This is a genomic window from Streptomyces sp. NPDC001904, from assembly GCF_040297005.1.
Taxonomy (GTDB): Bacteria; Actinomycetota; Actinomycetes; order Streptomycetales; family Streptomycetaceae; genus Streptomyces.
This window is the reverse complement of record NZ_JBEOYI010000005.1, coordinates 248,399-262,107: the sequence shown is the minus strand read 5'-3', so window position 1 is coordinate 262,107 and position 13,709 is coordinate 248,399. Positions and strand designations below refer to the sequence as shown.

Below are 13,709 nucleotides of genomic sequence, written 5' to 3'. Positions count from 1 at the left end.
GACCCCATGGGCTGGGTGCCGCCCGGCGTACGGAACCTGCGTGACTACCGCCGCGGCTGGCTGGTCAAGGACGTCGTCGCGGGCGTCGTCCTGAGCACCCTCCTGGTGCCGCAGGGCATGGCGTACGCGGAACTCGCCGGACTGCCGGCCATCACCGGCCTGTACACCTCCGTGCTCTGCCTGCTCGCCTACGCCGTCTTCGGCCCGTCCCGCATCCTGGTGCTCGGGCCCGACTCCTCGCTCGGCCCGATGATCGCGGCGACGGTGCTGCCCCTGGTGGCCTCCGACGGCGATCCGGAGCGGGCGGTCGCCCTCGCCTCCGTGCTCGCCCTCATGGTCGGGGCGATCATGGTGCTCGCGGCGGTGGCCCGCCTCGGCTTCGTCGCCGACCTCGTCTCCAAACCCACGATGATCGGCTACATGAACGGCCTGGCCCTGACCATCCTCGTCGGGCAGCTGCCGAAACTCTTCGGCTTCTCCACCGATGCCCACGGCATCGTCGGCGAAATCGACGCGTTCATCCGGGCGTTGGCGGCCGGGAAGACGGTGCCGGCCGCGGTCGCGGTCGGGGTCTGCGGCCTCGCCCTGATCCTGCTGCTCCAGCGGCTCCTGCCGAAGGTGCCCGCCGTGCTCGTCATGGTCGTCCTCGCCATCGCGGCGTCCGTCGTCCTCCACCTCGACGAGCACGGCGTGCGCACCGTGGGCCGGCTGCCCGAGGGACTCCCGCCGTTCACCGTCCCGCACGTGGGCCTCGACGACCTCGGGCCGCTGTTCGCGGGCGCCCTGGGCATCGCCCTGGTCTCCCTGGCCGACACCATCTCCAACGCGAGCGCCTTCGCGGCGCGCACCGGGCAGGAGGTGCGCGGCAACGACGAGATGCTCGCCATCGGCGCCGCGAACGTCGCCGTCGGCCTCTTCCAGGGGTTCCCCCTGAGCACCAGCGGATCACGCACCGCGGTCGCCGAACGGGCCGGAGCCCGCACCCAGCTGACCGGAGTCGTGGGCGCCGGGCTCATCCTGCTCATGCTGGTCCTGTTTCCCGGCCTCTTCCGCGATCTGCCGCAGCCCGCGCTCGCCGCCGTCGTCATCACGGCGTCCCTGTCACTGGCCGACCTGCGCGGGACGCGGCGCCTGTGGCGGCAGCGCAAGGCGGAGTTCTGGCTGTCCATCGCCGCGTTCCTGGGCGTCGCGCTGCTCGGCGTGCTGCCCGGGATCGGGATCGCCGTCGGACTGTCGATCCTCAACGTCTTCCGGCGCGCCTGGTGGCCGTACAGCACGGAACTCGGCAGGGTGCCGGGCCTGGCGGGCTATCACGACGTGCGCTCGCACCCGCGCGCCGAACACCTGCCGGGGCTGGTCATCCTGCGCTTCGACGCCCCGCTGTTCTTCGCCAACGCCAAGTCGTTCCGCGACGAGGTGCTGCGCAGCGTGCGGCACGCCCCCGGGGTCCGCCAGGTGCTGCTCGCGACCGAGCCGGTCACCGACGTGGACACCACCGCCGCCGACGTTCTCCTGGAGCTGGATGCCGCGCTCCAGGAGAAGGGGGTCCGGCTGGTGTTCGCGGAGATGAAGGATCCCGTGCGCCGCAAGATCGAGCAGTACGGGCTGGCGCGGACCTTCGCACCCGAGCGGTTCTTCCCCACCCTGGAAGAGGCCGTGGTGGCCTTCCGGGCGCAGAGCGGGGCGCGGTGGCAGGAGTGATCAGGCCGCCACCGAGAACACATGGGTGCCCCACGGCGGCAGGTCCACGTACAGGCCGCTCTCCAGGAGCTCGGCGCCCGAGCGGCCGTACCGGTCCTCCGCGAAGAGCAGTTCCGTCAACTCCCACGTCTCCGCGCCCAGTTCATGCCAGGGCAGGGGTATGCGCGCCTGGGCCCGATGGTCCGAGAGGTTGACCACGGTCAGGAAGCGGCCGGCGTCGCCGGTCCAGCACGAGGCGATCAGATCGCGGCCCGACGCGTTGTCCGGCCAGATCCGGCACTCCAGGAGCCGCCAGTTCCCGGTCCGCATGCCGCTGCGGTGGACCCGCGCCAGCAGCCGTTCGTGGAAGGCGCGCAGGCCCTGGTCGGGCGGCTCGTCGACGCGGCGGTCGAGGAACACCGGCAGATGGATCCGGCGTCCGGTGAACTGGCCCTCGTGCCACAGCGTCGCGCCGGGCAGCGTGGCGATCAGCACGGCCGCCGCACGTTCCTTGTCCGGCGCCATCGTGTGCGCGGCGCGCGGCTCGTCGTGGTTCTCCAGGAAGCGGAGGAGACCGCGCTGGTAGTCCTCCCCGGCTCGCAGGTGGTCACGGACGGAACCGGCGCTCTCGTGCAGGATCCGGTCGTAGAGGCGCTTGTCGTAGCAGAAGTCGAACCCCTGCTCCTGAAGGGCCCATTCGAGGTCCCAGTACGCCTCGGCGGCGAACAGCATGCGCGGGTGGCGCTCGCGCACCCCGGCCACGACCTCCGCCCAGAAGTCCCGCTCGGGCGGTGGGCCCACCCGCTCGCCCCAGGTCCGCGCGAAGACGGCGTTCATCAGGAGCATCGCCATGTCGCAGCGCACCCCGTCGCACATCTCCCCGATCTCCGCCAGCGTCCCGGTCGTGGCCCGCCGCAGCTGTGGCGCGAACGCGTCGAGCTGGACCACGTCCGGCCAGGGCGGGAAGAACGGGTCGCGGCCGCGCGCGAGCACGGACCGTCCGGTGTCGAGGAAGCCCGCCGGATCCCGGCGCACGTCCTCGGCGTCCCCCCGCACGAAGTACTCGGGATGCTCCGCCACCCACGGGCTGTCCGGTGCCACATGGTTCGGCACGTAGTCGAGGAGCAGCCCGACGCCCCGGCGGGCGAGGGCGGTACGGGCCGCCGCGAGACCCTCGGCGCCGCCGAGCGCCTCGTCCACCGCGTAACGGCGGATGCAGTACGGCGACCCGGCGATGTCCTCCTCGCCGACGCCGGGGACGGCCGCGTCGAAGGAGGCCCGCAGCGCCGGGTTCTCCAGGGCGATGGACCGCCCCAGCGGGCTGCGCTCCCACACCCCCATCAGCCACACCATGTCGATCCCGGCCGGGGTCAGTTCGTCCCACGCGTCCTTGGGCACCTCGGCGAGGCTCGGGGGCCGGCCGGAGCGCGATGCCAACTCCCGCAACCAGACCCGGGTGTTGACCTCATGAATGACGGGCTGCACGGGCACCTGGGTCATCGGCTGCGCCTCCTCGTGGCGTCGGCACGGAACGCGTCGGGACCGAGCGTGCCGAAGATCTTCATCAGCGGGGCGATCAGGCCGGTCCAGCCCGTCTGGTGCGAGGCACCGATCCCCGCGCCGTTGTCCCCGTGGAAGTACTCGTGGAACAGGAGCAGGTCACGCCAGTGCGGATCGTCGTGGAACTTCGCCTGGCCCCCGAAGACGGGCCGCCGCCCCTCCTCGTCACGCAGGAAGATCCGGGTCAGCCGCGCCGTGATCTCCTCGGCGACCTCGAACAGGTTCTTGTGCACACCCGAGCCCGTCGGGCACTCCACCGTGAACTCGTCGCCGTAGAAACCGTAGAGGTTCAGCAGGGCGCGCACCAGGAGCGCGTTCATCGGCAGCCACACCGGGCCGCGCCAGTTCGAGTTGCCGCCGAACATGCCGGAGTCCGACTCGGCCGGCAGATAACCGACCCGGTACTCCTGGCCGCCCGCCCAGAACGTGTACGGGTGCTCGGCGTGATGACGCGACAGGGCGCGGATCCCGTACGGGCTGAGGAACTCGTCCTCGGAGAGCAGATGCCCCAGGACCCGTACGAGCTTCTTCTCGTCCAGGATCGACAGCAGCCGCGGCCCGCCCGCCGTGCCGGACTGCGCCGCGCTCAGCGTCACCGACAGCGAGGGGTGCCGGGCGGCGAACCGCTGGAGCCGCTCGCCCAGACCCGACAGATGGGCCAGCTGCTCGGGACGGAACACCGTGGAGGCGCACAGCGGAAGCAGCCCCACCATCGAGCGCACCTTCAGCCGGACCGCCTGTCCGTCGGGCAGCCGCAGCACGTCGTAGAAGAAGCCGTCCTCCTCGTCCCACAACTCGTCGCCGAGGTCCCCGATCCGGTCCATCGAGGCCGCGATCCACAGATAGTGCTCGACGAACTTCAGGACCAGATCGTCGTACGCGTCGTTGTGCTGGGCGAGTTCGAGGGCGATCTGCAGCATCGACTGGCAGTACAGCGCCATCCACGCCGTGCCGTCGGCCTGCTCCAGCGTGCCGCCGGTGGGCAGCGGGGCGCTGCGGTCGAACACACCGATGTTGTCCAGGCCGAGAAAGCCGCCCTGGAAGACGTTGCGGCCCGAGGGGTCCTTGCGGTTGACCCACCAGGTGAAGTTCGTGAGCAGTTTCTGGAAGGTGCGCTCCAGGAAGGCGATGTCGGCGCGGCCCGTCGTGCGCTCCTCCATCAGATGGACGAAGTACGCGGCCCAGGCGTGCACCGGCGGATTGACGTCGCCAAAGTTCCACTCGTACGCGGGAATCTGCCCGTTGGGGTGCAAGTAGCTGTCCCGCAGCAGGAGTTCGAGCTGCTGCTTGGCGAACTCGACGTCGACGACGGAGAGCGCCAGCGTGTGGAACGCCAGGTCCCAGGCGGCGAACCACGGGTACTCCCACTTGTCCGGCATCGAGATGATGTCGTCGTTGATCATGTGGAACCACTCGCGGTTGCGCACCCCGGGCCGCGGCAGGCTCCACGGCGACAGATGGTGCTCCGCCAGCCAGGTCTCCAGGTCGAAGGAGTAGTACTGCTTCGACCAGAGCATTCCGGCGAGCGCCTGGCGCAGCACCCGCGCCTCGTCCTCGCTCGCCCGCGCCGGGGTCAGCTCCCGGTAGAAGTCGTCCGCCTCGGCGATGCGCTGCTTGAACACCGAGTCGAAGCCGCGGGCCAGCGACAACTGCCCGCCCGCGGGTCCCAGGCGCAGCCGCAGCGTCTCGGAGCCGCCCGGGGGGACGACCAGCGTGTAGTGCGCCGCCGCCTTGGTGCCCTCCCGGTCCGGATTCACGGCCGTGCCCTCGCCCTCGACGAGGAACCGGCCGATGCCGTCCTTCACGTAGGGAGAGGCGTTCGGCGTGTGGAACAGGCGCTCGTTGTTCGTCTCGTTCTCCGTGAACAGCAGCCGGGGCGCACCCGCGCACCGCAGGTCGTAGGAGCCGAGTCCGGGATGGTCGGCGCGTACGGTGGAGACCGACCGGGGGCCCTCGACCGCGCGCAGCCGCGGCACGGGATCCGGCGCGCGCCCGTCGTTCCAGGACCAGGTGTTGCGCAGCCACAGCGTCGGCAGGACGTGCAGCGCCGCCTCGTCCGGGCCCCGGTTCGCCACGGTGATCCGCATCAGGATGTCGTCGTGGTCCGCCTTCGCGTACTCCACCGTCACGTCGAAGTACCGGTCCTCGTCGAAGATCCCCGTGTCCATCAGCTCGTACTCGAACTCCTGCCGCCCGCGGGAGCGGTTGACCGACAGGAGCTGCTCGTACGGGTAGGCGGCCTGCGGGTACTTGTACAGGTAGCGCAGATAGGAGTGACTGGGCGTGCTGTCGAGGTAGAAGTAGTACTCCTTGACGTCCTCGCCGTGGTTGCCCTCACCGTTGGTGAGGCCGAAGGCGCGCTCCTTCAGGATCGGATCGTGGCCGTTCCACAGGGCGATCGCCAGGCACAGGCGCTGCTTGTCGTCGCAGATGCCGCCGAGCCCGTCCTCGCCCCAGCGGTAGGCGCGCGAGCGGGCGTGATCGTGCGGGAAGTACGACCAGGCGTCACCGCCGGGGCTGTAGTCCTCGCGGACCGTGCCCCACTGCCGCTCGCTCAGGTACGGCCCCCACAGCCGCGCCCGCTGGTTCCCGGTGGCCGTCGGCCCCACGCCCGCGCCGTGTTCCTGCTTCTTCATGCGCGTACTCCCTGCCTCGGTCAGCCGGATGCGCCAGTCTTCGCGGGGGCCGCGCCGCCCGCCTCACCTGCCGGGGGTGAGCCACCGCCGCGGGCGAGCAGCGTGACCGCGATCTCGTACGCGGCGAGCAGCACGCCGACCACGAACAGCGCGGACCACGTGGACAGCAGCAGTGCGACCAGGACGGCGACGACCACGCCGGCCACCCGCAGGACGTCGGCGTGGCGCGCGATCCAGGGCCGCACCGCCCGCTCCGTGCTGATCCGTGTGCCGGTCCGGGCCGCCAACTGCCCGCCGGCGCGGACCCCTTGGGCGGCGTGGCGGCGCAGCGCCACCGGCAGCCGCCCCGGACCGATCAGATACATGAGCACCGCGAGCCCGACCCCCAGCCACAGCAGCAGGTCGCCGCGGTCGCGCAGCGTCGTGAACACCGTCCACAGGGCGGCGCGCAGCCCGTCGCGGTAGACCCCCTGCGGCACCTGCCCGAGCAACTGCCCGCGCACCGCCCGCAGCACCGCGTGCAGCACGGTCACCGCGACCACCAGCCACACGCCGAGCTGGAGCAGGGTGCGGCGCCGGTCCGGAGCGGCCCACAGCGCGAGCGCGAGCAGGACCGGCACGGCGATCAGCAGCGCCACCAGTGCCCGCTTGGACACCAGCACCGCCTGCTGGAGCCGGCCCAGGGCGTGCCGGTCGTAGATCCGGATCTGCGCGAAGTCGGCCGGGAGCTGGACGCCCAGTGCCTTCTCGATACGGTCGTGCAGCCCCGGAGGCAGTTCACCGGAGGTGAGCGTCGGCAGGTCCAGCTTCTTGCCGAACAGCGAAGGGAGCTGCTGCTCCAGGGAATTGAGCAGGTTGTTGACCATCGGCAGCAGGTTCAGGGTGACCGTGTCACCGTGCACCCGCACGCTCGTGTCGCGCTTCTCGACGACGGCGACCATCTTCTCGTGGGCCAGCCGGTTGGCGCCCTCCCACAGCGCCTGGAACTGGTCCGTGGCCAGCAGCTTCGACACCGACCGCCCCACGGAGTCGTGAACGGCCCCCGTGGCCGGCCCCGCGAGGAAGGCGGCGCGCGGCGGCAGCGCGTCGGACAGCCGCTGCTGCACGTCGAGCCGGTCGAGGATCTGGCCGGTGAGGTACGTGGACACGGCCTTGTTCACCGCCGGGTCCTGCGGCAGCGGGCCCACGGCCGACACCCAGCGGTCCGTGCTCAACGCCGTACGCGCACCCCACAGACCCACCACCGACGTCACCCCCACCACGGCGACCAGCGCGATCAGCACCGCCGCCAGCATCCGGCGCGCCACCAGCAGCCGGGCCCGGCGCCGCCGCTCGGTCCCCACCCGGTCACGGAGCTCGGCGACCTCGGCGCGCAGCCGCTCCACCTCGCCGGCCTCGGCCGCCCGGGCCGGTTCGACGGGGCCCGGCCCCTGGTCCTGGGACATGGCGTCACCTCCGCGTCCCACCGTCGCCGCCCGCCGGGCCCCCTCCCTCACCTGCGGCGGGTGACGCGGCACGGCCCCCGCGGACGGTGTGATGGCGGTCGTGACGGGGGCCGTTACGTGGAAGGGAGACACGATGGCCGGGATCGGACCGGTGCAGCTCCTCACGGTCGAGTTCGGGCCGGAAGCGAAGTTCGAAGGCCGGATCATGGAAGAGCTGTCGATCCTTGAGGCGAACGGTCAGATCCGCGTCCTCGACATGCTCTTCGTCAGCAAGGAGCCCGGTGGCGACCTGTTCACCATGGACTTCCAGGCGGAAGGCATGGGGGAGACCGTCGCGGCCCTGCTGGGCATCTCCGGTGAGAAGGTCAAGGCGGCCCAGAAGGAGTACCCGAGCCTCGTCGAGGGCAACGCCTTCGGCCTGAGCCTGGACGAGATCAGGGAGATGGCCGACGCCCTCGACCCGGGCACGGCCGCGGCGTTCGTCCTCCTGGAACACGTCTGGGCCAAGTACCTGCGCACAGCGATCCGTGACGCGGGCGGAGTACCCGTCGCGGAAGGCTTCCTCACCGAGGAGGCACTCGAACCCGTCGCCGTCCAGGTCACCGCCGCCGCGCAGCGGCTCGGCGACCCCGTCGCCCCGAACGGCGGCGGCGACCGGACGGGGCACCACCACCCCAGGAGGCCCTGATGGCCGATCTCGTCGTGCTCGGATTCTCGGACAAGGAAAAGGCGGAATCGGTGCTGCGCCTGTCGAAGGAGCTGTCCCGCCAGGAACTGCTCGACCTGGAGGACGCCGCCCTCGCCTGGCGCACCATGGACGGCAAGATCCACGTCCAGCAGACCTTCAGCACCACGGCGGCCGGCGCAACCGGCGGCGCCCTGTGGGGCACGCTGTTCGGCATGCTCTTCCTGATGCCGGTGTTCGGCGCCGCGGTGGGGGCCGCCACCGGTGCCGTCGCCGGCAAGCTCAGCGACGTCGGCATCAACGACGCGTTCGTGAAGGAGATCGCGGCCACCCTCGAACCCGGCCACGCCGCCGTCTTCGCCCTCGTCCGCCGCTCCACCCCCGACCGCGTCCGGGACGCGCTGCGCCCCTTCAAGCCCAGCGTGCTCCGCACCTCCCTCACCAAGGACCGGGAGGAGGAGCTGGTCAACGCCCTGCAAGGTGCGTGATCGCACCGTCGTCGGCCGGCCCGGCCGGGCGCCCCCGCACCCCGGAACTTCACCCGGGTGAGATGGCGTCCGCCGGGCCGCCGTTCCGCCCGGGCGGGCCCACACTGTCCTGTGCCGCACCGCAGGCCTTCCCGAGAGCGAGGTGCCGCCGATGTCCGAGCGGCTCTGCCCCGAGGACGAGGGAGCCGACCACGAGGCATCCCGCACGACGCCCGCGCTGCCCGCCTGGATCGTGTCGCGCCCCCGCCTGACGGACCGGCTCGCCCGCGCGGTGCGCGGGAGGCTGACGGTCGTCGTCGGACCGGTGGGCGCGGGCAAGACGGCCCTCGCCCTGGAGTGGGCGCACACCCGGCGCCTCCCGGGCCCGCTGGCCTGGGTGACCTGCGACGGCCGCGCCGAACAGCCCGCCGTCTTCTGGCCGCGGGTCACCTCGGCCCTGCGCGACGCGGGCGTCCTGGTGCCGGACGCCGTCGCCGGCGGCGAGGGACCGCTGCTCGTCGCCGCGCTCGCCGCCGAGCTCAACCGGCGCACGGAACCGGTGGTGCTGCTCCTCGACGACTTCCAGCCCGCACCCGGCTCGCCGGTCGCGGACGGCGTCAGCAGCCTGCTGCGGCACACTTCCGGCCTGCTGCGCCTGGTCGTCCTGGCCCGCCGCGACCCGCCGCTGCACCTGCGCCGCGGCCGGCTCGCCAGCGATGTCACCGAACTGCGCACCGCAGACCTCGCCTTCGACGACCGGGAGACCGCGGCCCTGCTCGCCCAGCACGGCATCGACGTGCCCAAACAGACCGTGAGCGTGCTGCGCCGGCGCACCGACGGCTGGGCCGCGGGCATCCGGCTCGCCGCCATGTCCATGGAGAAGCTGGAGCGGCAGGGCGAACCCGAGCGGTTCGTCGACCGGTTCGCCGGGGACGACGAGGCGGTCGCCAGCTACCTCGTCGAAGAGGTCCTCGACCTGCAACCGGCCGCCATGCGCCGGCTCCTGCTCACCACCAGCGTGCTGGACCGGGTCAACGCCGAACTCGCCGCCGCGCTCTGCGGTGACGACATCGGCGGTCACTTCGCCGATCTCGTCCGCGAGAACTCCTTCCTGCACCCGCTCGGACACGGCTGGTACCGCTGCCACCAGATGTTCGCCGACGTGCTGCGGATGTGCCTGCGCCACGAGACACCGGGCCTCGTCGTCCCGCTGCACCGCCGCGCGGCGGCCTGGCTCGGCGCGCACGGCCGCCTCGCCGAAGCCGTCGGGCATCTGCTCGCCGCCGACGAGCGGGACCTGGCCGCCGAACTCATCGTGCGGCACCTCGCGATCGGCCAGGTCCTCGGCCTGTCCAGGTCCCCGCTGCCGGACGGCCTCACGCGCGCAGGCCCACAGGAACCGGGGTCCGGCAGCGGACCGGAACCGGCGCTGCTCGCCGCGGCCGTCGCCCGCGTCCGCGGCGACGACCAGACGTGCGGCCGGCACCTGGAACTGGCGGAGAAGCTGCTGGCCGGCAGCCAGGAGCACGACGGCCAGGAGGAGAACGACCGGATCGTGCGCTGCCGGCTGGCGCACGCCGTGATCCGGATGGACCGGCTGCGCGCCGACGACCCCGAGCAGGCGTACGCCGCCGCCCTGGAGGTGGAGGCGGCCGGGCCGCTGCTGCCCCACACGGCGCTCGCCCAGCACCCGGAGATCCCCGCGCTCACCCTCGCGGTGCGCGGGGCCTACGAGGTCAGGGCCGGGCACCTCAAGGCGGCGGAGGCCTCCCTCACCGGCGCGCTGAAGGCGGCGGGCGCCGCGGGCAACGGGGCGCTGCGCCGGGACTGCCTCGTCGAACTCGCGCTCCTGGAGGCGGTACGCGGCCGGTTCCGGGCCGCCGACGAACTCGCCGCCCACGCCACCCAGCCGCCGCTGCCCAGCTGGTGCGCCGCCGAACGCTCGCAGGCGGCCCTGCATCTGGTGCGCGCCTGGGTCGAGCTGGCCCGGGGCGAACCCGGCCGGGCCCGGCACGAACTCGCCCGCGCCGACGGCGTGCTGCGCTCGTCGCCGGACGCGTTCCTCGCAGAGCTGCGGGCCCTCGCCGCGGGCGTCGCCGCGGCGGTGGAGCGCGCCGGCCCCCTCGGCTGCGGCCCGGAGGTCCTGGACGAACTGGTGCGCTCCGCCCGGCTGCCGGTGACCGTGCTGCGCACCGTGACCCCGGCCTGTGCCTTCGTGCTGGGCGCGGCCCGCGGCGGCCGCGCCCTCGGCCCGGCCCTCCCGGACCGTGTGGGCGGACGGCCCGCCCGCGCGGAGCAGTTGAGCCCGCGCGAGCGCGATGTGCTGGACCGTCTCGCCCAGATGATGACCACCGAGGAGATCGCCGCGGAGCTGTATCTCTCGGTGAACACGGTCAAGACGCACCTCAAGAGCGTCTACCGCAAGCTCGCCGTGACGCGGCGCTCGGCCGCGGTACGGCGGGCACGCGAACTCCAGATCCTGTGATCACGCTCCGTCCGTTAACCTCTCCTGCGACGCCGGGCTGGGCCCGACGAGGCCCAGCTCACGGCCGCGCCGCACGGCCTCGGCCCGGGAACTGGCACCCAACTTGCGGTACACGGCGCGTACATGGCTCTTGACCGTGTTGTGCGACACGTACAGCAGGTCGGCGATCTGCCGCAGCGACACCTCCTCCTGAAGTCGGCCGAGCACCGCCAACTGGCATTCGGTCAGCGGCTGGACGGGCGGCGTCCGCGGCCGTACGGGTTCCTCGTGCGGCACCGCGGCCAGCACGGCGGCCGCCTCGTCGACGAGGACCACGGCGCTGCGTGGATCCGCCACGGCGCCGGCGACTCTGACCAGCGTGCCGGCGACCCACACCAGGCAGGCCGTCACGGTCGGGCCCGGCGCGGAGCCGGATCTCGGTTGCCGGTCGTACAGGACTGCGGGCATGCCCCTCACCTCCCCATGTGGAGGGCACCACCTCCACGGTGAGGGGCGTCGCCGCGGTCATGGAAGAGGCTTGTCGGGCAACCTGTGCACCTCCAGCAGTTCCAGGCCGAGCGCCTGGATGCGGTCGAGGATCCCGTACAGGGCGGCCTGGTCGAGCCCGGAGCCCACCAGGACCGTCTCGGAGGGGTGCAGGACGACGGTCAGCTCACCGAACGCCGAACGGAAGGCCTCACCGATCCTGCCGCGCACCCGGATCTCGAAGTCGCCCATGCCGACACCTCCCGTACGACGGCTCGGCCATCGGCCCTCGGCCATTGTGGCGACGGCGCGGGCGGCGGCATCACCTCGTGCGGGTGACGGTGGCGCGGGCGCGCGGCGGGATGCTCCGGAGGTGAAGCTCCGTGAAGCTCCGTGACGACAAGGGGACGCGACATGGCCGGGCACATCTCATCGGATCCCACCCCGGGCTCCGGCACACCCCCGCAGGAACCCCACGTCAGTGTGATGGCGCTCGGCGGAGTCCTCTTCGCCGCGTGCGTCCTGGGCATCACCGGCGGGTTCCATCTGATCTCGGGACTCTCCGAGATCCTGAACAGCAACTACTACCAGGCGCAGCACGACTACGCCTTCGACTTCGACACCACCGGCCGGGGCTGGGCCGAGATGATCACCGGAGCGGTGATGCTCTGCGCGGCCTTCGCCCTGTTCAAGGGCCGCACCTGGGCCCGCGTGGTCGGTATCGTCATCGCCACCCTGAGCGCCCTGGAGAACTTCTTCTTCACCCCGTACCACCCGGTGTGGTCGGCGATCATCATCGTGCTCGACGTGCTGGTGATCTGGGCGCTGGTGGCGTACGGGCCCCGCGAAGCGCGCAAGGTCCGCGGATCCTCCCTGTAGCCGTGCGCCGCGCGGAGGGGGGTCAACTCCGGCGGGTCAGGCCCAGTTCGGCGATCGTGCGCCAGTCGAGAGCGGGCCGCTCCCGGTAGCCGCCGGGCCGCCGCCGGGGCACCACCACGCGGAGCGCGCCCGCCCGGATCTCGCAGTGCACGGGAACGGGCAGCCGCACCGCCTCGCCGTCGATGCCGACGGGCAGCTCCGGCTGGTCGGCGTCGACGGTCACCGCGGTCGCGTTCGCCCGGGTCAGCCCCGTCGCCCGGCCGCCCCGCAGCAGCCCGGCGGCCTGGGCGGCGCTGGTCACGCGGACGCCGACACAGCCGAGGACGCCGCCGTCGATGCGGGTGCGCCGACCGAGCCCCGCGATGTCCCGCTCGCCGTAAGGGTTGTTGCTGACCAGCAACGCCTGCGGATCCTCGAAGGTGTGCTCGCCCGCGCGTGCCGTCAGCCGGGCGCCGCGGTGTCCGACCAGCAGGTCGGGCAGCAGCTCCCACGTCGTACGGGTCTTCCCGTCCCGGTACGCCGGACTCTGCACCACCTCCGCGTACGCGCCGAACGAAACGTTGTTGACGAACGGCCGCCCCGCCGCCCGGCCCAGGTCCACCCGGATCTCCACCCCGTCGCGCAGCGCGTCGAGGGCGCCGGCCGGGTCGTCGCGGTCCAGACCGAGGTCGAGGGCGAAGTGGTTGCGGGTGCCCGCGGGAACGACGAGGAACGGCAGTCCGAGGTCGGCGGCGACCTCGGCGACCAGCGCCTGGGTGCCGTCACCGCCGGCGACGCCGAGCAGATCGGCGCCGCGCGCCGCGCACGAGCGGGCCAGGGCCGCGACGTCCGTCTCGGCGTCCGTGGCCAGCAGCACCACCTCGGCGCCGAGTTCGCCCGCCCGCTCGCGCAGGCCGAACCGCTCGACCTTTCCGCCCCCGGAGCGGGGATTCATGATGAGCACGGGACGCCGGAACCGCGGCGCGGGCCGCTCCCGCGTCGTGTCCGGAGCCGCCGGTCCGGCCAGCGCCGCCCGCCCGGCACCCGTGGCCGCCAGCCACAGCGCGCCCGACACCAGCACCACCCAGAGCAGACCGGCCCGCACGTACGCCACGACCACCCAGACCGGGGCGGCGAGCGCGAGCAGCACGGCGAGATACCGCAGCACCCCCCGCCGGCTGAGGAGCCACCACACGGCCGCGAGCGTGAGCACCGCACCCGCGAGCCCCACCACGAGCAGGGCGAGGGTGCGCAGCCCGGCGAACACGCCGAGCACCGCGAGCGCCGCCACGGCGGAGAGCAGACAGACGCGGGCCAGCCGGCGCCGCCGCCGAAGTCCTGGGATCTGCGGTTCCATGCCGGACAGTCTGCGGCCCGCGGGCCCGCCGCTCCTCACCCCCGGCAGGCGACTCGGCCGGACCTCACACG

The 13,709-nt window shown here is 72.7% G+C and carries 11 protein-coding genes; 5 read left to right on the top strand and 6 right to left on the bottom strand.

Translation table 11 applies throughout. From position 1 onward, the window contains the following. The first annotated feature begins 6 nt into the window (after positions 1-6). Entirely contained in the window at positions 7-1,701 is a 1,695-nt protein-coding gene (locus ABT127_RS10500) for a SulP family inorganic anion transporter (protein WP_351446750.1), read from the top strand. Here the strand turns inward: ABT127_RS10500 and ABT127_RS10495 are convergent, their stop codons facing one another. The 3 genes from ABT127_RS10495 to ABT127_RS10485 are packed head-to-tail and all read right to left on the bottom strand — an operon-like array spanning position 1,702 to position 7,321. Then, positions 1,702-3,180: an alpha-amylase family protein gene (locus ABT127_RS10495; protein ID WP_351446747.1), complete on the bottom strand. Its 1,479-nt coding sequence runs from the start codon at positions 3,178-3,180 to the stop codon at positions 1,702-1,704. Further along, entirely contained in the window at positions 3,177-5,876 is a 2,700-nt protein-coding gene (locus ABT127_RS10490; protein WP_351446744.1) for an MGH1-like glycoside hydrolase domain-containing protein, read from the bottom strand. The genes ABT127_RS10495 and ABT127_RS10490 overlap by 4 nt, the downstream gene beginning before the upstream one ends. Before the next feature lie 20 nt (positions 5,877-5,896). Continuing rightward, positions 5,897-7,321, bottom strand: a complete 1,425-nt coding sequence (locus ABT127_RS10485) for a hypothetical protein (RefSeq protein WP_351446741.1) — start codon at positions 7,319-7,321, stop codon at positions 5,897-5,899. Between the two features lie 133 nt (positions 7,322-7,454). Here ABT127_RS10485 and ABT127_RS10480 point away from each other — a divergent pair, with 133 nt between their 5' ends. The 3 genes from ABT127_RS10480 (at position 7,455) to ABT127_RS10470 (ending at position 10,958) form a co-directional block, all read left to right on the top strand. Beyond that, the gene (locus tag ABT127_RS10480) at positions 7,455-8,009 is read left to right on the top strand and encodes a DUF1269 domain-containing protein (RefSeq protein WP_351446738.1); all 555 of its coding nucleotides are present in this window, start codon (positions 7,455-7,457) and stop codon (positions 8,007-8,009) included. Continuing rightward, positions 8,009-8,494 (top strand): DUF1269 domain-containing protein, encoded by a 486-nt coding sequence (locus tag ABT127_RS10475; RefSeq protein ID WP_351446735.1) that lies wholly within the window; start codon positions 8,009-8,011, stop codon positions 8,492-8,494. Before ABT127_RS10480 ends, ABT127_RS10475 begins: the two co-directional genes overlap by 1 nt. Before the next feature lie 151 nt (positions 8,495-8,645). Then, positions 8,646-10,958 carry a winged helix-turn-helix domain-containing protein gene (locus tag ABT127_RS10470; RefSeq protein ID WP_351446732.1) on the top strand — a complete coding sequence of 771 codons (2,313 nt, stop codon included), beginning with the start codon at positions 8,646-8,648 and terminating at the stop codon, positions 10,956-10,958. Here ABT127_RS10470 and ABT127_RS10465 read toward each other — a convergent pair whose 3' ends face one another. Both ABT127_RS10465 and ABT127_RS10460 read right to left on the bottom strand, forming a co-directional pair. Then, the gene (locus ABT127_RS10465; RefSeq protein WP_351446730.1) at positions 10,959-11,405 is read right to left on the bottom strand and encodes a LuxR C-terminal-related transcriptional regulator; all 447 of its coding nucleotides are present in this window, start codon (positions 11,403-11,405) and stop codon (positions 10,959-10,961) included. Between the two features lie 57 nt (positions 11,406-11,462). Then, positions 11,463-11,675, bottom strand: coding sequence for a DUF8691 family protein (locus ABT127_RS10460; protein ID WP_351446728.1), 213 nt, complete (start codon positions 11,673-11,675; stop codon positions 11,463-11,465). Positions 11,676-11,837: 162 nt separating this feature from the next. On the opposite strand from ABT127_RS10460, the gene ABT127_RS10455 reads away from it, so the two are divergent. Then, the gene (locus ABT127_RS10455; RefSeq protein ID WP_351446725.1) at positions 11,838-12,302 is read left to right on the top strand and encodes a DUF7144 family membrane protein; all 465 of its coding nucleotides are present in this window, start codon (positions 11,838-11,840) and stop codon (positions 12,300-12,302) included. A gap of 22 nt (positions 12,303-12,324) precedes the next feature. On the opposite strand, the gene ABT127_RS10450 is transcribed toward ABT127_RS10455, so the two are convergent. Continuing rightward, positions 12,325-13,638, bottom strand: a complete 1,314-nt coding sequence (locus ABT127_RS10450) for a diacylglycerol/lipid kinase family protein (RefSeq protein ID WP_351446723.1) — start codon at positions 13,636-13,638, stop codon at positions 12,325-12,327. Positions 13,639-13,709 lie beyond the last annotated feature (71 nt).

Bases quoted from the DNA above. Each gene is read 5' to 3' on its own strand.
- ABT127_RS10500 (WP_351446750.1), top strand. From the start codon at position 7: ATGGGCTGGGTGCCGCCCGGCGTACGGAACCTGCGTGACTACCGCCGC.
- ABT127_RS10495 (WP_351446747.1), bottom strand. From the start codon at position 3,180: ATGACCCAGGTGCCCGTGCAGCCCGTCATTCATGAGGTCAACACCCGG.
- ABT127_RS10490 (WP_351446744.1), bottom strand. From the start codon at position 5,876: ATGAAGAAGCAGGAACACGGCGCGGGCGTGGGGCCGACGGCCACCGGG.
- ABT127_RS10485 (WP_351446741.1), bottom strand. From the start codon at position 7,321: ATGTCCCAGGACCAGGGGCCGGGCCCCGTCGAACCGGCCCGGGCGGCC.
- ABT127_RS10480 (WP_351446738.1), top strand. From the start codon at position 7,455: ATGGCCGGGATCGGACCGGTGCAGCTCCTCACGGTCGAGTTCGGGCCG.
- ABT127_RS10475 (WP_351446735.1), top strand. From the start codon at position 8,009: ATGGCCGATCTCGTCGTGCTCGGATTCTCGGACAAGGAAAAGGCGGAA.
- ABT127_RS10470 (WP_351446732.1), top strand. From the start codon at position 8,646: ATGTCCGAGCGGCTCTGCCCCGAGGACGAGGGAGCCGACCACGAGGCA.
- ABT127_RS10465 (WP_351446730.1), bottom strand. From the start codon at position 11,405: ATGCCCGCAGTCCTGTACGACCGGCAACCGAGATCCGGCTCCGCGCCG.
- ABT127_RS10460 (WP_351446728.1), bottom strand. From the start codon at position 11,675: ATGGGCGACTTCGAGATCCGGGTGCGCGGCAGGATCGGTGAGGCCTTC.
- ABT127_RS10455 (WP_351446725.1), top strand. From the start codon at position 11,838: ATGGCCGGGCACATCTCATCGGATCCCACCCCGGGCTCCGGCACACCC.
- ABT127_RS10450 (WP_351446723.1), bottom strand. From the start codon at position 13,638: ATGGAACCGCAGATCCCAGGACTTCGGCGGCGGCGCCGGCTGGCCCGC.